Source organism: Hanamia caeni, from assembly GCF_003721595.1.
Lineage (GTDB): Bacteria > Bacteroidota > Bacteroidia > Chitinophagales > Chitinophagaceae > Ginsengibacter > Ginsengibacter caeni.
This window is the reverse complement of the sequence record NZ_RJJR01000005.1, coordinates 49,038-70,357: the sequence shown is the minus strand read 5'-3', so window position 1 is coordinate 70,357 and position 21,320 is coordinate 49,038. Positions and strand designations below refer to the sequence as shown.

Sequence of the window (21,320 nt, the reverse complement as noted above, 5' to 3'; positions counted from 1 at the left end):
GCAATATCTATATTACGATGCCCAACCGGATAGCGGGTTGAGCTTTTAACTACTTTTATAGAAATCAGAATACGAATTAACGCTATTTCTTTGTTTACTGTAATTTATAAAGTGCTTATTTCTTAAATATTTTTGTAACCAAAGTTAATTCATCAATTTTGGTTGTGGAGCGAATTTTATTTCTCAAAAATAATTCAAAACAAAAATTGAATACCGTTCATTTACATTTTGTTAAGATATTAAAGCCGTATACAGTGCGTTATATTAGTTTGTAAATTTAGATACGATGCCAAACAGGTCAACAGATGCTTTATTTCAACTGGTTCATTCTCTTCAAAAATCAGAGAAAAGAAATTTTAAATTATATGTTAAGAGAAATTCTTCAAATAATGACCTGAAAGTAGTCCAGCTTTTTGATGCCATCGATAAGATGAACGTTTATGATGAAAATGTGCTAATGAGCAAAACTTCTTCAATTAAAAAGCAGCAATTACCTAATATAAAAGCACATTTATACAGGCAAATTCTTGGAAGTTTGCGCCTGCTCGAAAGCGCCGATAATATTGACCTTCAAATGCACGAGCAATTGGATTATGCGCGCATTCTTTATAATAAGGGACTTTATCTCCAAAGCCTTAAAATTTTAGAAAAGATTAAGGAGGCCGCACGGGCGGCTAACCAGGTAAATTTTTATATTGAGGTTTTAATCCTTGAAAAGAAAATTGAAAGCCTGCATATCACGAGAAGTATGCAGGACAGAGCTGATGAGCTCACCCTCGATGTGCATGAATCCAATGAAAGGCTGATTAAGCAATCAAAGCTTTCTAACCTTGCGTTGCAGTTGTATAGCTGGTATATCAAAAACGGCCTGGCCAGAAATAGTGCGGATGAAGAAGAAATAGAAGATTACTTCCACCAGCATTTAACCGAAGATATTAAGCATCCCGAAGGATTTTATGAAAGGTTATATTTTAATCAAAGCTATAGCTGGTATGCATTTATCCGCCAGGATTATTTGATGTATTACCGCTATACACAAAAATGGGTAGATGTTTTTATTAATGAACCCTCTATGATATCAATAGAGACGGGCAATTATATTAAAGGATTGCACAATTTGCTGAATGCGCATTTTACACTTAGAAACTTTTCGGGCTTTGAAAAAACGATTGCCATCCTTGAAGAATTTGGCGATTCTGACATCGTAAAAAAGAACGATAACAATCAAATACAGGTTTTTGTTTATCTGTACACCGCCAAAATCAACAAGCATTTTCTTGAAGGCACTTTCAGAGAAGGCCTGGAGGTGGTAGATGAAATTGAAAGTAAACTGGACGCTTATAATTTATTTCTTGACCAGCATCGCAGACTGGTATTTTATTATAAGATAGCCTCTCTTTATTTTGGCGCCGGCGATTATGATAAAGCCATCGACTACCTGAATAAAATTATTAATTGGAAAGTGAACCTGCGCAGCGATTTACAATGTTATGCCCGTCTGCTCCATTTGATAGCGCATTACGAAATAGGTAATTTTCAGCTATTGGAGTATCTTGTAAAAACGGTGTATCGCTTTATGGCCAAGATGCAAAACCTGAGTTTGGTAGAAGAAGAAATTTTCCGCTTTCTGCGCAAATCGTTTTATATGTCGGCAGCCAGGCTAAAGCCGGAGTTTGAGAATCTCCTTAATACTATCAGGCAATTTGAAACAAGCAAGTTTGAGACCCGCGCTTTTGCCTACCTCGATATCATCTCATGGCTCGAAAGCAAAGTATTGGATAAACCCATTTATGAAATTATCCACGAAAAATATTTAAGAGGAAGAAAACTTTACAATCAAAATAGCTGATAATTAGTCTTTAACCGGGGTTCCTATATAATGTTTTATTTTTCTTACCAGTTCATTGGCATCAAAAGGTTTTGCCATAAAATCGTCTGCCTTGCAAAACTTTTTAATCTCTTTAAAGTTCGTATGTGCGGAAATCATTATGACAGGTATATCTTTTGTAATAGGGTTTGATTTCAATGTGTTACAAACGTCTATGCCATCAACACCCGATAAAAACACGTCTAAAAGAATTAACTGAGGTGCAAAAGATTTAGTTTTGGAAAGAACCTCTTCGCCCTTAAGCGTCGTCATCACTTCAAATCCATATCTTTTAAGAATTATTTCAACCACCCACAGTATATCAGTATTATCATCCACGATAAGAATCCGATTCATATTTTAATTGTTTAAATAAACAAATAATTTTTCTTTCAACAGCAGCCGTTATTTCGGGAGATGCTGGCATTTCGCCTGTTTTACACACAATTAGGATGATGGTTATTTAGCCCAATACTCCCCCACATAACGTGCCACATTTTAATTTTCGATTTAATCTGGCTTAAAGCAGCTTTCTCATAAAATTTCAATTACACTTGTTACCACAACATACGCTGGCCTTTCATATTATTGTAAAAGTAGTTAAAAAAAGAAGATTCCCATCTCCACCACCTATTTCTACACTAATGTTTTCGGGGTCAGTTCAATCATTAGTACCTATCCAACAGAAAGTTTTTTAAATCGTTACCTATTGACAATCTATGCTAATACGCTGTTCATTTTTCATTTTTTGGAATTAAACTAAAAAACTTTCCAAAAATTATTATTATGCTACGTTCAAAAACCAGGTTCGTAACATCTCTTCCTAAGCATAATAAGAATTTTTCCTCATTCTTTGCAGATATACCCCAAAATTCAAATTTGAAAGAAATTTTGGGGAAAAAAAGACACTCAGTTTTAGTCCCAAACAAATTTTTTGAGGAATTTAATTAGCGCGAATTTTGAACAACTAAGAATTGATCATAAAAAATGTAAGAATTGATCATAAAATAAGAAAGTCTTGGAGAAATCCCCAGCATCAACTCACTTGCAATTTTTATAAATTTGTTGTATGGGAATATGGCGACAGATAGGAGAATACTTATGGATTGTAAAAAAGAACCCGAATGCTCATTATTCAAGAATGACAAGGGCCATGCATTTTATCAACCGCCTTTCCATTTTACTGTTCATACTTGCCATGATAATATTAATAATTCAGTTAATAAGGCGGTAAATAGCGTGGTGCAAAAAAAAATCGGTTATTTGTTCGTTCACTCATTTTTTGAAACCGTTTCAATTGCCTTTATCCAAAATTGATTTCTGTATTGTCTCCTATATTCAAAGAACGCGTTTCACCAATTACTTCCGTATCGTTTCCTATTAAAGAATCGTCCAGCATTATGTCATATAATTTTGAAAAAGAGCCGATAATGGATGCTTTTATTATAGAAGAATGAACAATGGTATTTTCACCCATCGCTACGTGCGGTCCAATGATTGAATTTTTAATATCGCAGCCTTCAGCGATGCTTACCGGCGGAATGAAAATGGTATTTTCAAAATTGTTTGGCTCAGCAATGGAACCTCCGAATTTTTGCAGCAAAATAGAATTCGATTGTAAGAGCGATTCTTTTCTTCCGCAATCAAACCAGTTTTCTACTTTAAAAGGTCTAAAGGTTTCGCCGCCTTCAATCATACATTCAAGAGCATCAGTAAGGTTAAATTCATCATGGCTTTTAATACCATTGGTAATAATTTTGGAAAGGCAGCTATACAACAGTTTTGAGTTTTTAATTTTGTAAAGCCCGACAAGCGCCATGTTCGATTTAGGAATAGCAGGCTTTTCCACCACTTTGGTAATAATCCCTTTTTCATTAATTTCTGCAACGCCAAAATTACGTGGGTCATCCACCTTTTTTACCCCCAACATAGAATCTGGCGAAGAAAGAATTTTTTTAATGTCGTATTCACAAATCGTATCTCCCAGCGCTATGAACACTTCATCATTATTCACCAGCTTTTTAGAGAGGTCTATTGCATGCGCCGTGCCTTTGCGGATATTTTGAAAAATAAAATGGCAGGTGAGGTGAGGATACCTGGTGGTAATATAATCCTGGATTTTCTCTCCTAAATAGCCCACAATAAAAATAAATTCATTGATACCTGCATCGTGCATCTGATCCACATTAATGCTCAGGATCGTTTTGCCTGCCAAAGGAATCAAAGCTTTTGGCTGTGTATAGGTGTGTGGCCGCAATTTAGTTCCCGCTCCTGCTACAGGGATAATAGCCTTCATGAATCTGTAAGTTTAAAAACTTTTTAGGGGATGTGAATATAGTAAATGTTTCGGAAAGAGGCTGAAAGCCGAAGGCTCAATGCTAAATGCTGAAGGCTTAATGCCTTGCCTGCTTTGCGCCTTCTACTTTTGCCTTATGCCTTTTGCCTTTTCCCTTTTGCTTTTGCCTTCGGCTTTCCGCATTCAGCATTCTTTTAGTAGGTTTGCGCAAAATTTTTATCCATGCCAAACGATACACAAATATTTAATATCATCAACAAAGAATTGAACCGCCAGCGCGAAGGAATCGAACTAATTGCTTCAGAAAACTTTACATCCGCAGAGGTGATAAAAGCGATGGGAAGTGTGTTGACCAATAAATACGCAGAAGGTTACCCCGGCAAAAGATATTATGGTGGATGTGAATTTGTGGACGAGTCGGAGCAACTAGCCATCGATCGCCTCAAAAAAATCTTTGATTGTGATTATGCGAACGTGCAGCCGCATAGCGGAGCCCAGGCGAACTTCGCTGTGATGTTTGCCGTACTTAAACCTGGCGATAAAGTTTTAGGATTGGATTTAAGCATGGGCGGCCATCTCACTCACGGCTCGCCGGTAAATTTTTCAGGCAAAATATATGAGCCGCATTTCTATGGTGTGAAAAAAGAAACAGGCCTCGTAGATTATGAAATGCTGGAACAAAAAGCAAGAGAAATAAAACCCAAAATGATTATCTGTGGCGCTTCCGCCTACAGCCGCGATTGGGATTATGAGCGGATAAGAAAAGCAGCTGATGAAGTAGGCGCCTTTGTAATGTGCGACATCGCCCATCCGGCGGCTTTAATTGCGAAAGGCTTATTAAATTCTCCTTTTGAGCACTGTCATTTTGTTACTTCCACTACTCATAAAACCTTGCGGGGCCCGCGCGGCGGAATTATTATGATGGGAAAAGATTTTGAAAATCCATTTGGGTTGAAAACACCCAAAGGTGAAACAAGAATGATGAGCCATTTATTAGACATGGCTGTTTTTCCCGGTTCACAGGGCGGGCCACTGGAACACATCATTGCTGCGAAAGCCGTTTCTTTTTACGAAATACTGGGTGAGGATTTTACTGCTTATGCAAAACAAATCCAGACCAATGCGCAGGCGATGGCCAAGGCGTTCAATGCAAAAGGATATGATTTGATCAGCAATGGAACAGACAACCATTTAATGTTAATTGATCTTCGCAATAAAAATATTACCGGCAAAAAAGCGCAGGAAACGCTTGACAAAGCAGCCATCACTTTAAATAAAAATGCCGTTCCCTTTGATGACAAAAGCCCGTTCGTTACTTCCGGAATTCGCGTGGGCGTGCCCGCAATCACTACGCGCGGGCTGAAAGAAAATGACATGCAGACCGTAGTTGATTTTGTTGACAAAGTGTTGATGAATCTTGACGATGAAAAAATAATTGCGTCTGTAAAAGGCGATGTGAAAGATTTTATGAAAGCATTTCCCTTGTATCCGGAGTTGGGGTAAAGTAATTAATCCACGATAGAACTCATTTATTATTACAACGACAGGCAGTTTATGCATTGACAAGATTGGCTTTACTGTATTCTTCCAGTTTGTTTTCTGCGGGGCCAAAATAATGAAATCGTTCAGCCCATTCTAAACCGTATTGTTCTCCTGTTTTTTTATCAGACGGAACACCTCTTAATCTTTCAGAATCTATATCCAACATAAAATTTTTGATATAATTAAAATTAGCGGCGTTGTCGTCGTTGCCAAGAATGGGTAATTTCTTACCTTTTGCCGCAAGCGCTTTTCTTAGTTGCGCACCTGCGTTTCCGCCCGGGCCCTGGGAAGTGATGGCTTTATTGGCCTCCACTTTTTTATCTATATAATTACTGATATCCACTACCCTATTTACGAGCTGCGGTCCCCTGGCAAAATAATACCTTTCCATCACGGAATGAGGTTCCACTACATCCAATTGTTCCGGGTAATCGCCCCGACCTCCTGCCATCCAGCGGGCAGCTTCCACTGCTTTTGCGGTGACGTAATGGTCGGGGTTTTCTTCGTAATGCCCCCAGGGGTCATAAGATATAACGGTATCTACCTTCAGCAGCCTGAACAAAAATATAAGACGTCCTTTTATTTCCTGGATGTTGTATTCGTCCATACGGTGATTTCGATAATGTAAGTCGTAAATTTTTTTGATTCCCAAAGATTTTGCAAATGCTTCATTCGCTTTTTCATTATTCAATACTTGTTCGCCATAACTATTTCCTACGCCGGTAGCGTCATCATTTGACGTTCTTATCAAATATCCTGTATATCCTTCATGAATCAATTTGGCTACTGTGCCCGCGGCAAAAAGGGCGATGTCATCGCAATGCGGCTGTATTATGCCAAGCACTTTACCCGCATGCGGCCGGCCTTCTACAGGCCTTTCTATAACTACTTCTTCTTTCTCCTTGTCAGTAGTACTTTCCAAACCAGTGTGGATGCTTTTCTTTGAACTTGATGAATCCAGGGCCGCAACCGCAGCAGCAGGACTCATGAAAGCCCCGGCCAACATGCTTTTTCCAAAAAAATCTCTTCTTTTCATGATGATGAATTAAGTTTATATTATTGGTGTAAGTGAAGATGATAAATGTATGAACAAAATTTCAGCTTTGTTAGCCGGTCGAGATATGAAAAAAGGCTAAAAGGATAACTTTACTAAAGAATATATTTGCAATAAAAAATATCAGCTTCGGTATGTATATTTTTTGAACAATATGACTAATTCATACAAAGTTTCTTTATGATACAACGTGTACAAACTATCTGGATGATTCTGGCGGCGATCGCTGTTTTCTTAACCATTAAATTTTCTTTTTACAGCGGCACACTCGCCATTCAAAACGGGGCTGATGCGGTTACTTCGATGGCGACTGATGGGAGTTATCATTTGGTAACGGCGACTGATAATTTTTTAATATTGATACTTACCAGCGCTCTTGGAACAGGTATCATTATCAATATTTTTTTATTCAAACAGAGAAGTATTCAAATCAGGATTATTATTGCAGCAATTTTAATGGAATGCTTAATTATTTTTTTATATATAAAAGAAACCGAAAAATTTTCACAGGGAAATTTTAATATCTGGGCAATCCTTCATATTCTGGTAATTATTTTTCTTATAATGGCATCAAGAGGGATTTATAAAGATTCTAAGCTGATAAAAGAAAGTAACAGGTTGAGATAACATCTGACCTCTGATTTTTTGATGTATGATTTGTCAAACATATTTTCCCGTCCAACTTTCTTTCACTTTTTTTAATCCTTGCGGAATACCTGCATAAACAAGGTTTCCCCCTTCATCGCCGGCGCCGGGCCCGAGATCAATATTCCAGTCGGCAGATTTTATCACATCGGTATTGTGCTCTATCACGATAATAGTATGCCCCTGCTCAATTAATGCATTAAAAGAAGACAGCAGTTTTTTTATGTCATGAAAATGAAGGCCCGTTGTAGGTTCGTCAAAAATGAAAAGCAGGTTTCCCTGGCCTTTTCCTTTTCCTAAAAACGACGCAAGCTTTACCCGTTGTGCTTCTCCGCCGGACAATGTGTCGGATGATTGGCCTAATTTAATATATCCCAAACCTACATCCGCCAGTGGACGAATCTTTTTGGCGATTTCTTCTCCTGTAATTTCATTTTTCTTTGAAGAAGATTTTTCTTTTGAAAAAAATGAAATGGCTTCATCTACACTCATTTCCAAAACATCGTAAATATTTTTATCATTGTACTTTACTTCAAGAATTTCTTCCTTAAATCTTTTGCCGTGACATACATCACACACGAGATGGACATCTGCCAGGAATTGCATTTCAACCACCTGCTCTCCTTCGCCTTTGCAGGCGTCGCACCTTCCTCCATCTACATTAAAAGAAAAATGTTTGGGTTGATATCCCCGTATTTTACTTAAAGGTTGTTTGCTGAAAAGCTCACGTATTTCATCATAGGCTTTTATGTAAGTCACCGGGTTGCTGCGTGAAGATTTGCCTATGGGGTTCTGATCAATCAATTCTACCTGTGAAATAAAATCTACATCGCCTGACAATCCTTTGCTTAGCCCAATCTTTTCTGCAAATTCACCCTTCAATTTTTTTAATGCCGGATAAAGAATTTGTTTTACTAAAGTAGTTTTTCCACTTCCGCTGACACCGCTGACCACGGTTAATACATTAAGCGGAAACACCACATCAATATTTTTTAAATTATTCTGACGCGCACCTTCCACTTTTATGGAACGGTTCCATTTGCGTATATTTTTTGGAGGTTCAATTTTTAATTCCCCTTTCAAATATTTACCCGTAAGGCTTTCCGGATTTTTTATTATCTCATCATAATTTCCTTCAGCAATTATTTCACCGCCAAGGTGGCTCGCTAATGGGCCCATATCAATAATGTGATCTGCTTTTCTCATCATCATCTCATCGTGCTCAACCACCACGACTGTGTTTCCAAGAGATTGCAGATTTTTTAAAACCCTAATTAAATTTTCTGTATCCCTCGAGTGCAAACCGATTGAAGGTTCGTCCAAAATGTATAAGGAATCAGTGAGGTTGCTTCCCAAACTTCTTGTGAGCTGAATTCGCTGGCTTTCACCGCCGCTTAGTGAATTAGCCAATCTGTTTAGCGTAAGATAACCAAGACCCACATCGGATAAAACTTTTAGCCGTGTATTGATCTCCGTCAAGATCCGCCTGGCAATGGTTTGGTCAAAATCTGATAATTCAATTTCTTCAAACCATTTTTTCAAATCCCTCACAGGCATTTCGCAAAGCTCACCAATATTTTTGTTGGCTACGTGCACATACAATGCTTCTTTTCTTAGCCGGTATCCATGACATTCGGGGCAAAGGGTTTTGCCGCGATACCGGCTAAGCAAAACGCGGTATTGAATCTTATATAAATTCTGTTGAACCTCTTTAAAGAAATCATCAATTCCTTCAAAATATTCATTGCCAGTCCATAATAAATTGTATTGCGCCGTTGTAAGATCAATTACCGGCTTATGAATAGGAAAGTCAAAATGCCTGGCCATTTTTACCAGGCGTTCTTTATAAAGCCCGGACTTTTCGCCGCGCCATGGCGCAATGGCATTTTCGTACACACTTAATCTTTTATCAGGAAAAACCAGATCGGGATCAATGCCGAGCACGAGCGAAAACCCACCGCAAACCGGGCAGGCGCCATATGGATTATTAAATGAAAACAAATTAGGAACGGGCTCTTCAAATTTGATCCCGTCCAGCTCAAACTTGTTGGAAAAATGAATATGATCCTTACCGTTTATTTCAAGCAAGAGTTCACCTTCGCCTTCATAGAAAGCGGTATTCACCGAATCTGCAATCCGATGATTATCTTCTTCGTCAAAATCCTTTTTAATCAAACGGTCAATTAAAACATACACCGTTTTATGATCAAAAAAAGAATCCAAATCTTTTTCTTCTTCAAGGTCCTCTATCCTGGTTATTTTATTATCTGCATAAATTCGTGAAAAGCCTTTTTGCATCAGGATATGAAGTTCTTCTTTTATATCGCGATTGTGCATTTTCCGAAAAGAAACGAGCAATAATACCTTGTCGCCTGTTTTCAAATTATTGATGGCATTTACCACATCGGTCACATCATCTTTTTTTACCTCCCTGCCCGAAACGGGTGAGATGGTTTTTCCTATGCGGGCAAACAAAAGCCGGAGATAATCGTAAATTTCCGTCATGCTGCCTACGGTGGATCTCGGGGTTCGTGTAATTACTTTCTGCTCTATCGCAATGGCAGGGCACAATCCTTTTATATAATCCACATCCGGCTTGCTCATCCGCGACATAAATTGCCTTGCATAAGCGCTCATACTTTCAGCATAACGCCGTTGTCCTTCTGCAAAAAGAGTATCTATTGTCAACGAAGATTTTCCTGACCCTGACACGCCGGTAACCACTACCAGCTTGTTTCTTGGTATTTCTACATCTATATTTTTAAGATTGTGAACGCGCGCGCCCTTTATAAAAATATTATCTGGTTTGACGTTCCTAATTTTCGTGGGTAAAAGTGATTTTTTATTCATTTTTAGAGATGCAAAATTAACGAATAGTAATTTTACGGTGCCTGTTACAAAGTGAAAGTGCGCGGGTTTTCAAGTGGTAACACTCGATTTTTGTGATTTAGCCCAAAAATCTGATTTTTTATTTTGAGATGTAACTTTTTCATATAATTTTGGTCTTCCAATTTTCCAGAAACAATGAAAAACCTTCCGCAAGCGCTCAAAGTTACGTCATCGTTTTCTTCCAAATTGGAACTTACACAATATCCTAAACCCTAAATTTCGAAACAGGTTATGAAAACCATGAACAGTTTATCCGACCCCCAATTAATTCACATTTATCTCGAAGGAGACAGCGATGCACTTTCAACACTTGTAGACCGTCACAAAGACAAAATTTTCACTTCTATTTATCTTTTGGTAAAAGATAAATTTCTTGCCGAAGACATTTTCCAGGACACTTTTATCAAGGTAATTGATACTATCAACAGTGGCCGGTATAATGAAGAAGGTAAATTTTTACCTTGGGTAATGCGCATAGCCCACAATCTTTGCATTGATCATTTCAGAAAGGTAAAACGTACTCCGACTATCAAAACAAGCGGAGACCACGACATTTTTGAAGTACTTAATTTTTCTGAAGCAGGCATGGAAGAAAAAATGATCCAGGGACAGAGTCATGAGCGTGTACGCAAAATGCTGGATATGCTTCCCGAAGATCAAAAAGAAGTAATCGTAATGCGACATTTTGCAGACCTCAGCTTTAAAGAAATTGCCACCATCACCAACTGCAGCATCAACACTGCCCTTGGCCGGATGCGTTATGGCCTTATCAACCTGAGAAAAATGATGGTAGAAAAACAAATAGCTTTATAGATCAATAATAACACTTCTGAAACCACAACGAAAAGCCCTTCTGTAACGAAGGGTTTTTTTTATGATTTAATGCAAAATATAAATTGCCAATATTTATTCTTTTACTGTTGCTTTGTCTTTACAAAATGGATCCAAAAATGGTGTGGTCAGTTTATTGAAAATAATTCCCTGAATACTTTTCTACCATCAGTATTGCCCAAAGCTTCACTGCAGGCCCTTTCGGGGTGGGGCATCATTCCAAAAACGTTTCTTTGCTTATTGCTGATGCCGGCGATGCTCTTAATAGAACCATTAGGCGAATGGTCAATATGAATTTCGCCATCTTCATGACAATAGCTATAAATTATCTGGTTATTTTTCTCAATTTCTTCAAGATCCGCTTCTGAAGCAAAAAACCTCCCTTCGCCATGGGCCACAGGTATTTTTAGAATCTCTCCATCCACATTGTTCCTGATAAATGTGTTTTTACAGGTGAATTGCATGTGTGCATTTTGTAACAAAACACCGGGCAATAAGCCACTTTCGCAAAGCACCTGGAAACCATTGCACACACCAAACACCTTACCTCCTTTGTTGGCAAAATCAATTACGCTCTGCATCATCGAGCTAAAACGCGCGATGGCGCCACACCTGAGATAATCACCGAAGCTAAAACCACCCGGAAGCACAATGCAATCGCCGGTATCAAACATCGATAAATCTTTGTCTTTATGCCAAAGTGTAATCACTTCCTGGCGCAGGTCTGTTTGAAGCGCATTAATCATGTCCCTGTCGCAATTAGAACCCGGAAAAACTACTACACCAAATTTCATGATTCAATTTTATTATTGGAATGCAAAATTAAACAATCCCCACTGTTTTATTTTTTGAAATACTGTATATAAATGGCGAATGCCACCATTAGCCATTGCATGGCCATCGGAATCCACCTGCGGCGCGGATAATAAAAAGCACATCCTATAAAAGCGGAAGCCGGCACCAGCGCAAGCAGCCAGTAGCTGATGTTGTGATTATAAATAATGAATGGAATTCCGATACAAATAGCGAGGTAAAGTGACATTTGGCCCCAGTTTTTTCTTACCTGCAAAATTTGCTTATTCATAAAAGACTGAACATAGAAAGCACCGGCGAGGATCATGATCACAATCAGACCAATACCTACCCATTCTGTGTAAAACAAATTATAGCTTTTTTCTGAAATTCCAAATCCATAAAATTTAAAGGAATATAACTTATTAGTAAGAAAAAGCCATGCGAATAAAAAATACCATGGCGTAAGCACACCGATAAAAGTAATGAGCCATTCAGCAACTTTTGGTGGCCTCGTAATGACGAGCGAAGAAATAACAAAAACTACAAAGGCAAATGAGGGAAGATAGAAAAAAGAAGCAATGCCAATGGCGAGCCCCACATTAAATAACGTTCCTTTGGGATGCTGGCTGCTATTGAGATTGCTCATTTTAGACCAAACCCAGATGAGAAATGAATTTACAATTAATGGTGCACTCAAAATATTCCATTCAGGGAAAAAAGAAGTGATTAAAAGATAGCTCATCGCCGGCAGAAAATCAGGTTTTTGCATCATTCGCCTGCTGATAATAACCTGGTTTAGCGTAATCGCCTGCGAAAAAAGAAGCAAATAGGCCACCAGGAAATAAGATTTAGGGAACTGATCAAAGTAGGGCTTTACAGAATGAATAAGATCATTAAACAGAAATCCGCCGGACTGGTCAACTACGGGAATTTGCGGATGCGAAAGCCAGGCAAATTTTAAAAGAATTCCATACACGAAAAGCAGGAACGTATTGAGGGGATTATTGGTCCTGAAAATTCCTGTCACAATAAATAATTAATTGAAAAAACAAAAATAAAAAATTAAAACTGATTCACACAGAAATGCAGCTTACTGATTTTATTTATGGAAATTCAATTTTGGCAAATGCAATATAATTGCGGTAGATGCAAGGTATTATTATTTGCGAAGCGCTCACCTGCTTACCATAGCGCGGCATAAACTGGTAGCCCCTGTCAAGTGTTCTGAACGGAGGATTGATGGTAATTTTTCCTGAGCCGGACACACTGTGATCCACTAAAAGAAAATTTCGTCTTTCCAATGAATTAAACAGGAAATGCATTTGGCCACCGTTAAGCATTATCTGATAAGAAAGAAAGTTATCAGTTTCATCATCGTATTGGCTTTTGTTGACAATGGTAGCCCAGTCAGTCCGGCCGGTTTTGTCCATATTTAAAACCAGGATGTTGTTGTAGTAATACCGATTTTGGCCACGTGAATTATAAAAAGGATAGCCCCCGTAATAGCCATAGGAGTAGGGCGAATACATGTAATAATTATACGGGGAAAATGAGGGATAACCATACAGATAATCATAGCGGTTCCACGGACTGTAGCGCGATTGAGAATAAAAATCTTCTGCTGTTAGTATAAATCCTCCATCTTTTTTCAGAATCACATCGCGGATAAAATAATTATTGAGCGCCAGTTTATTATTACCGTTGGTTTTAGCCACTGACCGCACGGTATCTCCCAACACCTGGAACACCTGCGTAATAATGTTTTTATTCTCTACGTCCCACACCGCTGTATAAATGCCCTCAACATTGCCGCGCTTTTTTTCATAATACAACGAATTAATAATATAATGTTTATTGAGATTATCAATCTTAAGCTTGATAGCATCAAGATAGTTTCCTGACAGGTCAAACTGGTTTAAAATAAAATCGTTATCATCCGGCTTTTTCGTAATCAAAGAGAGGTCTTGAATAAAATCTTTGGTAGAAGATTTATTTCCTTTTGTGAAAACAAAATTGCCCTCATTATCTACATAAAAATCGCTGAACAAATCTTTCCTGTCATCAAAATTTGTAGGGATTCTCGATTTGTGCAGCAATTGAAGGCTATCATTAAACAACAGCGTAGTGAAATTGAAATTCCCATTTTTCCTTTGAATTTTATAAATCATAATCTTAGACCTATCCTCGCTATATATAGTGCTGTATATCTTATTATCAGCAAAAAAGTTGATATGGGTGGTATCAAGCTCAATGGGGTCGCTTAACAATTTTCCTTCTTCATTTATTTTTACGGCATCGCAATGAAGTGTATTCTTTTTTTGATATTGATATATGAGCCATGAAAAATCAGGATAGGTGACAAAATCCACGTTTAAGGTATTGTCGGGCATAAACTGCAGATCTACGCGATTGACCAGGTTCATCGAATTGTCATAGCTGCAAATAGCGTATTTGTTCCTGATATTTTTATAGATTAAAAAATTATCATGAATTTTTCCAATGATTTCAAAATTAAGCGCCCTTGTATCCTGCGACTCTGGCTGCGAGTAAGTAATTTGTTGTGAAAATGAAGTTTGGCCAATAAGAAGGAATCCAAGAATTATAAAAATATTTTTCATACTTTGTCTGAAGGTTTCTGGTTTATGCTGATGTTCTTTTAAATTGATCTTTATAAAGCTATACTAATTTAGTAAAAATAAGTGTGTGCTAATGTCAATGTTTTATTAACTCTTTTGAATGCCTCATCGCTGTGATTTTTGATTTATAATTTGCTCATAAAAACTTTTCTTGTAAAGCCGAAGATATTGCAAACCTGAATTTTAAAATTTTAAAAGAAGAAAATTATGCCTTGCGTTTTAATTTCGGGAGGAACAGGGTTAATAGGTTCGCATCTTGTTGATCATTTAATTCAGAAAAATTATGATATTATAATTCTTAGCCGAAAGAAAAATCAAGCTTCCGATAATCCAAAAATTTCTTACAGCTACTGGAATATAAAGGATAATATTATTGATGCGGAAGTGGTACGAAAAGCTGATCACATTATCCACCTGGCTGGCGCTGGCGTACTTGATAAAAAGTGGACTCAGGAATACAAAAACGTCATCATTGAAAGCCGCGTAAAAAGCGCTGAAATGATAATCAATTGCCTTAATGAAAGCAATCATAATGTAAAAACATTTGTTTCGGCATCAGCAATCGGATGGTATGGAAAAGATGAAAAACCACTGATAAGAAAAGAAGGATTTGTAGAAGGGGACCCTTCGGCTGATGATTTTTTAGGAAAAACCTGCGTATTGTGGGAGGCAGCATCATCGCGCGTAGCTACTTTTGGGATTAGGCTGGTAAGATTACGAACAGGGATTGTATTATCCAACCAGGGCGGTGCTTTTGAGAGATATAAAGCGCCGCTTAAATTTGGGATAGCGCCAATCCTCGGGAATGGAAAACAAGTTGTAAGCTGGATTCATATTGACGACCTTTGCCGCATGTATTGCGAGGCAATAGAAAATATTTACCTGAATGGAAATTACAATGCCGTAGCCCCTGAACCCTCCACGCAAAAAGATTTAATACTGAAGCTTGGGCAGCAGATGCGCAACAGGTTTTTTATACCCGTATATGTACCACGCTTTGCGATTAAGCTTCTATTTGGGAAAAGGAGTATAGAAATTTTAAAAAGTGAAACCGTTAGCGATAAAAAAATAAAATCAAATGGCTTCACTTTTTTATATCCTTCCCTTGAATCTGCCATTAATGATTTAGGTGCCAATCCTCATAAATGATTTTCAGATTAAGGTTGCAAATATTGTTTGCAAAAAAATCCGGAGTATCTGTTTATCGGTAAAAATAAAATTGATACTCCGGACAGTAAATGAGCAAATAAGCTTACTTTTTATTCTTTGCCATTTTTTTCCAGGAATTGCCTTAAAACATATTGAAGAATTCCTCCATGGCGATAATATTCAATTTCAATTGCTGAATCAAGCCTTGCGATGACGCTGAACTGAACTGAGGCGCCATCATCTTTCCTGGCAGTCACCTGCATCTCCTGCAAGGGCTTCATCGGGCCGGCTATGCCTGTTATGTCGAAAGTTTCATTCCCGGTTAGCCCGAGAATGTCCGCATTTTCACCTTTCTTATATTCAAGAGGCAACACTCCCAAACCCACTAAATTGCTCCTGTGAATGCGTTCATAACTTTCAGCAATCACTGCTTTTACGCCCAAAAGAAAAGTTCCTTTTGCCGCCCAGTCGCGTGATGAGCCGCTTCCATATTCTTTTCCGGCCAACACAACTAACGGAGTATTTTTTTCTTTGTATTTAACTGACGCATCATACACAGACATTTCTTTTCCTGTGGGCAGGTAGGTGGTATAGCCCCCTTCTTTCAGCGCCAGCTTGTTCTTAATGCGAACGTTAGCAAAGGTTCCTCTCACCATCACTTCATCATTGCCCCGGCGTGAGCCATAGGAATTGAAGTTTTCTCTTGTTACTCCACGGCTGATCAGATATTGACCGGCTGATGATTTCTCATTAAATTGCCCGGCAGGCGAAATGTGATCAGTGGTGATGCTATCTCCCAATACGAGCAAGGCTCTCGCATTTAAAATATCCGTAGTGGGCTGAGCATTATCGGGAAGATTATAAAAGAAAGGAACTTCTTTTACGTAAGTAGAATTCTTATCCCAGGCGTATAGCTTATCTTCCGGAACTTTCAAATTTCTCCAGATTTCATTGCCTTCAAAAATTTCACCATAGTTTTTAGAGAAATCCTTTGGCGAAAGTACTTTATCCATAATTTCGTTTATTTCATCATCGCTCGGCCAGATATCTTTCAGATAAACAGGCTGCAGGTTTGAATCATAACTTATCGGTTCTTTCGTCAGGTCTATATCAATGCGGCCGGCAATAGCATACGCAACAACCAGCATGGGAGACATTAAAAAATTCATTTTTACCTGCGGATGAATTCGGGCTTCAAAATTCCTGTTTCCTGAAAGTACCGAAGCTACTACCAGGTCATGTTCATCAACTGCTGTGGCCATGTAAGGAGGAAGAGGCCCGGAATTACCAATGCAGGAAGTACATCCATAGCCAACCAGGTGAAAATCCAACGATTCCAAATCATTGAGCAAATCACCTTTTCTCAGATAATCTGTTACTACTTTCGAACCCGGCGCGAGGGATGTTTTTACCCATGGTTTCTTGTTTAGCCCATGCTCCCTTGCTTTGCGGGCTACCAATCCTGCACCAATCATTACAAACGGATTGGAAGTATTGGTACACGAAGTTATTGCGGCGATTGCCACAGAACCGTCGGACAGCTCAAATTTTTCATGCCCTAAGGTTACCCAAACTTTTTTTGTTCCATTTACCACTTCTTCCTTTACATCTGCTGTTGCCGCGCCGGGAGTTACCGGGTCAATAGGCTGACCGCCGCCTTCAGCAAACCAACGTGACATTTGTTTGTCAGGAACCGAATAAGTGCGGCCGTAATTTTTATCCATTAAATCAATAAACTTCTTTTTAAAATTCTTTAAAAGAATTTTATCCTGGGGGCGCTTTGGCCCGGCCACTGATGGTTCTATAGAAGAAAGATCAAGCTTAATCGTATCTGTATAACTAATTTTTTCCTTGCCGGTACGCCAAAGCATATTTGCTTTGCAATAATCTTCTACCAGCTTCAGCTGAGCGGCAGAACGATTACTTTTCTCCATATACTCTATTGTTTTGTGGTCAATCGGGAAATAAGTGATAGTGCAGCCAAATTCAGGCGACATATTTCCTATAGTGGCTCTATCAGGCACAGAAAGATGATTGAGCCCATCACCATACACTTCTACAAATTTTCCGACTACGCCGTATTTTCTTAAAGTTTCAGCGATATTCAACACAAGGTCTGTAGCAGTAGACCCAAGTGGAAGCTTTCCTTTCAGTTCCAAACCAATTACTTCAGGCATGATGAAATAAAGCGGCTGGCCAAGAATTGCCGCCTCGGCCTCAATTCCACCTACGCCCCATGCTACCACACCAATACCATTTACCATAGGAGTATGGCTATCAGTTCCTACCAATGTATCTGGAAAAACTTCTCCATTTCTTTCTATTACGCCCTTTGAAAAATATTCCAGGTTTACCTGGTGGCAAATTCCCATGCCGGGAGGAACTACGCTAAAATTGTTGAAAGATTTTTGCGCCCATTTCAAAAAAGAATACCGTTCCTGGTTGCGCTTATACTCCTCGTCCATATTTCGCTGATACGAATATTCAGTTCCGAAATAATCCACCTGCACAGAATGGTCAATAACCAAATCAACAGGAATTAAAGGATTTATTTCTTCGGCGTTCTTCCCTTTTCTTGCAGCTTCTGCACGGAGTGAGGCGATATCTACCACCGCCGGTACGCCGGTAAAATCCTGCATCAGCACACGGGCCGGCTTGAATGGAATGTCTTTGTCGGAGGCCTTGGGCTTCCAGTTCAGCAGGGTTTCGATATTTTCTTTAGTGACTGAGAAGTCATCAAAGTTGCGCAATGCATTTTCCAACAGTATCCGAATTGAGAAAGGCAGCTTGCTGATTTTATGGCCCTGGTTTTCCAGTTCAGCAAGGCTGTAGTAGGTAAAATTTCCATCCTTAGTGGTCAGGATTTTCTTTATTTGATAAGGGTCTTTTGCCATAATTAAATTGGTTTGAATGCGATTAGAATTAATTTTATTTAAAAAAAACAGTAAGGCAATAAATAGGGTTGATTCTTATTTTACAATAGGGCTCTTATCCATTGCTATCGTTTTTACTCTTAAGTCTCAGCTTTTATTTTTTTCGCTCACAGGAATAATAAATAAGGGCTTTTTACTTTTCCTAAGCACTTTTTCAGCCACGCTTCCCATTAGTATTTTATCGAGCCCTCTGCGGCTATGGCTTCCAAGAACAATAACATCGACATTCAGATTATCTGAAGCTTCCACTATCGCCTCGCCCGCATCTCCGTCTTTAATAAGAATTTTAGCGGAAGGATCTCCAACCTGAGTCTTTAAATGTTCCAGGTATTCATTTGCTGCATTTTCCAGTTGTGCCACGGTGTCTACCTGCACCGTGCCCAAATTGCTGAATTGATCAAAGCCCAAAATCGGGGAATAATCAAGAGACGAATAATACGTGTAATCAGCAATTACATGCACCAGCGTAACCTCTGCACCCATTGACCTGGCCAACTCATAACCCGCTTCAAGGATGTGCTGCGCAGTAGGATTGAAATCGAGCGCTATCAGTACTTTTTTCATTTAATAAATTTTGATTTGCAAATAATTATTTTAATAACGCCTTTGCCCTGGCCACCACATTATCGACCGTAAAGCCGTACTCAGCCATTACTTCTTCTCCCGGAGCCGATTCGCCAAATTTGCTGATACCCAAAACATCGCCGTCATCAGTAACATACTTGCACCATCCTATCGGCGATCCGGCTTCTACTGCAAGCCGTGCACGCAATTTTTTCGGCAACACTTTTTCCTTATAATCGCTGCTCTGTGCCTCAAACAATTCCCAGCTTGGAAAGCTTACCACGCGGGCTTTTATTGATTCTGCTTTTAATTTTTCCTGTGCTTCAACAATAAGGTGAACTTCGCTTCCGCTTGCCATCAGTATCACCTGGGGATCGCCATCGCAATCGGAAAGTATATATGCGCCTTTGTCCACGTTATCAGCTTTAGTGTATTTTTCCTGGTCAATGATTGGAACGTTCTGTCTTGTCAAAATCAAAGCAACCGGTCCGCCTTCGTGCTCAATAGCCGTTCTCCAGGCTTGTGCAGTTTCATTTGGATCTGCCGGCCTGATGACTGTAAGATCCGGAACAGAGCGAAGGCCTATCAATTGTTCAACCGGCTGATGGGTAGTTCCATCTTCCCCGAGACCAATGCTGTCATGAGTATAAATAAATATGGGTTTTATTTTCATAATGGCGGCAAGCCTTACTGGTGGCCGCATGTAATCATAAAAAATAAGAAAAGTAGCTCCAAAAGGAATAAAGCCTTTAGTAAGCGCTATCCCATTTAGCACTGCTCCCATAGCATGCTCGCGAATACCGAAATGGAAATTTCTTCCTCCATGATTTTCGTCAGTGAAAGATTCATACTCATTTAATTCTGTATCTGTGGAAGGTGAAAGATCTGCAGATCCGCCAATCAGCAAGGGCAATTTGGACGCAATAGCATTTAAGGTTTTTCCGGAGGCTTTCCTGGTTGCAAGGCCTTTGGGATCGGGTTTAAATACAGGCAGATTATCTTTCCAGCCTTCGGGTAAATTTCCGGCGCTTAATAATTCAAATTCGGAAGCTTCGGCCTTATATTTTTGTTTGTAACCGTCAAAAAGCTTATTCCAATCTGCTTCCTTTTGCTGGCCTTCGTTTCCCTTGCTTTTGTAATAATTGAGCACCTCGTCAGAAATATCAAAACTTTTCTCCGGATCAAATCCTAAATTTTCTTTCACCAGTTTTACTTCATCTTTTCCCAACGGTGAACCGTGGGCAGATGCTGTATCCACTTTATTCGGGCTTCCAAATCCAATGTGGGTTCTCACTTTTATTAGTGAAGGACGGCCTGTTTCTTTTTGTGCATTTACAATTGCTGAATGAATCGCTTCCACATCATTACCGTCTTCAACCGATTGAACGTGCCAGCCATAAGCCCTGAAACGTTCACCTACATCTTCATTAAACGCAAGCGAAGTATCACCTTCAATAGTTATTTTATTATCGTCGTAAATGTAAATGAGGTTCCCTAATTTTAAATGGCCGGCAAGAGAAGCAGATTCTGCACTTACGCCTTCCATAATATCACCATCACTGCAGATTGCATATATTTTATAATTGAACAAATCGAAGCCAGGCTTATTATACCGTGAGGCAAGATATTGTTGAGCAATAGCCATGCCCACGCCGTTTGCAAAGCCCTGGCCAAGTGGCCCGGTAGTTACTTCCACGCCTGGCATTAATCCATATTCCGGATGGCCCGCTGCAATGCTGTGTAGCTGCCTGAAATTTTTAAGATCGTCAAGAGAAACTTCGTATCCTGTAAGATACAGATAGCTGTATTGCAGCATACACGCATGTCCCGCTGACAAAACGAATCTGTCACGATTTGGCCAGTTTGGATTTTTTGGATTGTAATTCATCACTTTTGTCCATAGTACATCGCCCACCGGAGCAAGCCCCATCGGCGTGCCGGGGTGGCCCGAATTGGCCTTCTGCACTGCATCTGCTGAGAGAACGCGGACTGTATTAATTCCCTTTTGTTCAATTGATTCCATTTTCGTTTTTTAGTTGTTTTTTGAATTTCTGTTTTTGCCTCCAAGTATATGCCGTTAAACACCTGATTTTAACAAAAGTAACAAGAAAGAAATTTA

17 protein-coding genes are annotated in these 21,320 nt (G+C 39.1%); 6 read left to right on the top strand and 11 right to left on the bottom strand.

Annotated features, from left to right (window positions below):
- Window positions 1-286: 286 nt before the first annotated feature.
- Window positions 287-1,849 carry a hypothetical protein gene (locus tag EFY79_RS07805; protein WP_123120136.1) on the top strand — a complete coding sequence of 521 codons (1,563 nt, stop codon included), beginning with the start codon at window positions 287-289 and terminating at the stop codon, window positions 1,847-1,849.
- A 3-nt stretch (window positions 1,850-1,852) separates the two neighbouring features.
- Here the strand turns inward: EFY79_RS07805 and EFY79_RS07800 are convergent, their stop codons facing one another.
- Window positions 1,853-2,224, bottom strand: coding sequence for a response regulator (locus tag EFY79_RS07800; protein WP_123120135.1), 372 nt, complete (start codon window positions 2,222-2,224; stop codon window positions 1,853-1,855).
- A 712-nt stretch (window positions 2,225-2,936) separates the two neighbouring features.
- On the opposite strand from EFY79_RS07800, the gene EFY79_RS21945 reads away from it, so the two are divergent.
- Window positions 2,937-3,101: a DUF6728 family protein gene (locus EFY79_RS21945; protein ID WP_317128034.1), complete on the top strand. Its 165-nt coding sequence runs from the start codon at window positions 2,937-2,939 to the stop codon at window positions 3,099-3,101.
- A gap of 69 nt (window positions 3,102-3,170) precedes the next feature.
- Here the strand turns inward: EFY79_RS21945 and EFY79_RS07795 are convergent, their stop codons facing one another.
- Together EFY79_RS07795 and EFY79_RS21885 are read right to left on the bottom strand one after the other, a co-directional pair.
- Complete coding sequence (locus tag EFY79_RS07795; RefSeq protein ID WP_123120134.1) at window positions 3,171-4,163, bottom strand: sugar phosphate nucleotidyltransferase; 993 nt, start codon at window positions 4,161-4,163, stop codon at window positions 3,171-3,173.
- A gap of 97 nt (window positions 4,164-4,260) precedes the next feature.
- On the bottom strand, window positions 4,261-4,392 hold the full coding sequence (locus EFY79_RS21885; RefSeq protein ID WP_262683929.1) for a hypothetical protein: 132 nt from the start codon (window positions 4,390-4,392) through the stop codon (window positions 4,261-4,263).
- Between EFY79_RS21885 and EFY79_RS07790 the strand changes: the two genes are divergently transcribed.
- Complete coding sequence (locus EFY79_RS07790) at window positions 4,386-5,666, top strand: serine hydroxymethyltransferase (RefSeq protein ID WP_123120133.1); 1,281 nt, start codon at window positions 4,386-4,388, stop codon at window positions 5,664-5,666. The genes EFY79_RS21885 and EFY79_RS07790 overlap by 7 nt on opposite strands.
- A gap of 49 nt (window positions 5,667-5,715) precedes the next feature.
- Here EFY79_RS07790 and EFY79_RS07785 read toward each other — a convergent pair whose 3' ends face one another.
- Window positions 5,716-6,741 carry a PIG-L deacetylase family protein gene (locus EFY79_RS07785; protein WP_123120132.1) on the bottom strand — a complete coding sequence of 342 codons (1,026 nt, stop codon included), beginning with the start codon at window positions 6,739-6,741 and terminating at the stop codon, window positions 5,716-5,718.
- A 198-nt stretch (window positions 6,742-6,939) separates the two neighbouring features.
- On the opposite strand from EFY79_RS07785, the gene EFY79_RS07780 reads away from it, so the two are divergent.
- Window positions 6,940-7,386: a DUF4293 family protein gene (locus EFY79_RS07780; protein WP_123120131.1), complete on the top strand. Its 447-nt coding sequence runs from the start codon at window positions 6,940-6,942 to the stop codon at window positions 7,384-7,386.
- Window positions 7,387-7,419: 33 nt separating this feature from the next.
- On the opposite strand, the gene uvrA is transcribed toward EFY79_RS07780, so the two are convergent.
- Window positions 7,420-10,254, bottom strand: a complete 2,835-nt coding sequence (gene uvrA / locus EFY79_RS07775; protein ID WP_123120130.1) for an excinuclease ABC subunit UvrA — start codon at window positions 10,252-10,254, stop codon at window positions 7,420-7,422.
- A 279-nt stretch (window positions 10,255-10,533) separates the two neighbouring features.
- Between uvrA and EFY79_RS07765 the strand changes: the two genes are divergently transcribed.
- A complete protein-coding gene (locus EFY79_RS07765) occupies window positions 10,534-11,106 on the top strand; it encodes an RNA polymerase sigma factor (protein ID WP_317128033.1) in 573 nt (190 codons plus the stop codon).
- A 146-nt stretch (window positions 11,107-11,252) separates the two neighbouring features.
- On the opposite strand, the gene purQ is transcribed toward EFY79_RS07765, so the two are convergent.
- The 3 genes from purQ to EFY79_RS07750 all read right to left on the bottom strand — a co-directional run bounded on the left by purQ (window position 11,253) and on the right by EFY79_RS07750 (window position 14,537).
- Entirely contained in the window at window positions 11,253-11,918 is a 666-nt protein-coding gene (purQ, locus tag EFY79_RS07760; protein WP_123120127.1) for a phosphoribosylformylglycinamidine synthase subunit PurQ, read from the bottom strand.
- Between the two features lie 47 nt (window positions 11,919-11,965).
- Complete coding sequence (locus EFY79_RS07755) at window positions 11,966-12,946, bottom strand: DUF6427 family protein (RefSeq protein WP_123120126.1); 981 nt, start codon at window positions 12,944-12,946, stop codon at window positions 11,966-11,968.
- 76 nt (window positions 12,947-13,022) lie between these two features.
- Window positions 13,023-14,537, bottom strand: a complete 1,515-nt coding sequence (locus EFY79_RS07750; protein WP_123120125.1) for a hypothetical protein — start codon at window positions 14,535-14,537, stop codon at window positions 13,023-13,025.
- Window positions 14,538-14,762: 225 nt separating this feature from the next.
- Between EFY79_RS07750 and EFY79_RS07745 the strand changes: the two genes are divergently transcribed.
- Window positions 14,763-15,704: a TIGR01777 family oxidoreductase gene (locus EFY79_RS07745; RefSeq protein WP_123120124.1), complete on the top strand. Its 942-nt coding sequence runs from the start codon at window positions 14,763-14,765 to the stop codon at window positions 15,702-15,704.
- A 110-nt stretch (window positions 15,705-15,814) separates the two neighbouring features.
- On the opposite strand, the gene acnA is transcribed toward EFY79_RS07745, so the two are convergent.
- The 3 genes from acnA to tkt form a co-directional block, all read right to left on the bottom strand.
- Window positions 15,815-18,598, bottom strand: a complete 2,784-nt coding sequence (gene acnA, locus EFY79_RS07740) for an aconitate hydratase AcnA (protein WP_123120123.1) — start codon at window positions 18,596-18,598, stop codon at window positions 15,815-15,817.
- Between the two features lie 126 nt (window positions 18,599-18,724).
- Window positions 18,725-19,201, bottom strand: a complete 477-nt coding sequence (locus EFY79_RS07735; protein WP_123120122.1) for a universal stress protein — start codon at window positions 19,199-19,201, stop codon at window positions 18,725-18,727.
- A gap of 25 nt (window positions 19,202-19,226) precedes the next feature.
- Window positions 19,227-21,224, bottom strand: coding sequence for a transketolase (gene tkt, locus EFY79_RS07730; RefSeq protein ID WP_123120121.1), 1,998 nt, complete (start codon window positions 21,222-21,224; stop codon window positions 19,227-19,229).
- Window positions 21,225-21,320: the final 96 nt, after the last annotated feature.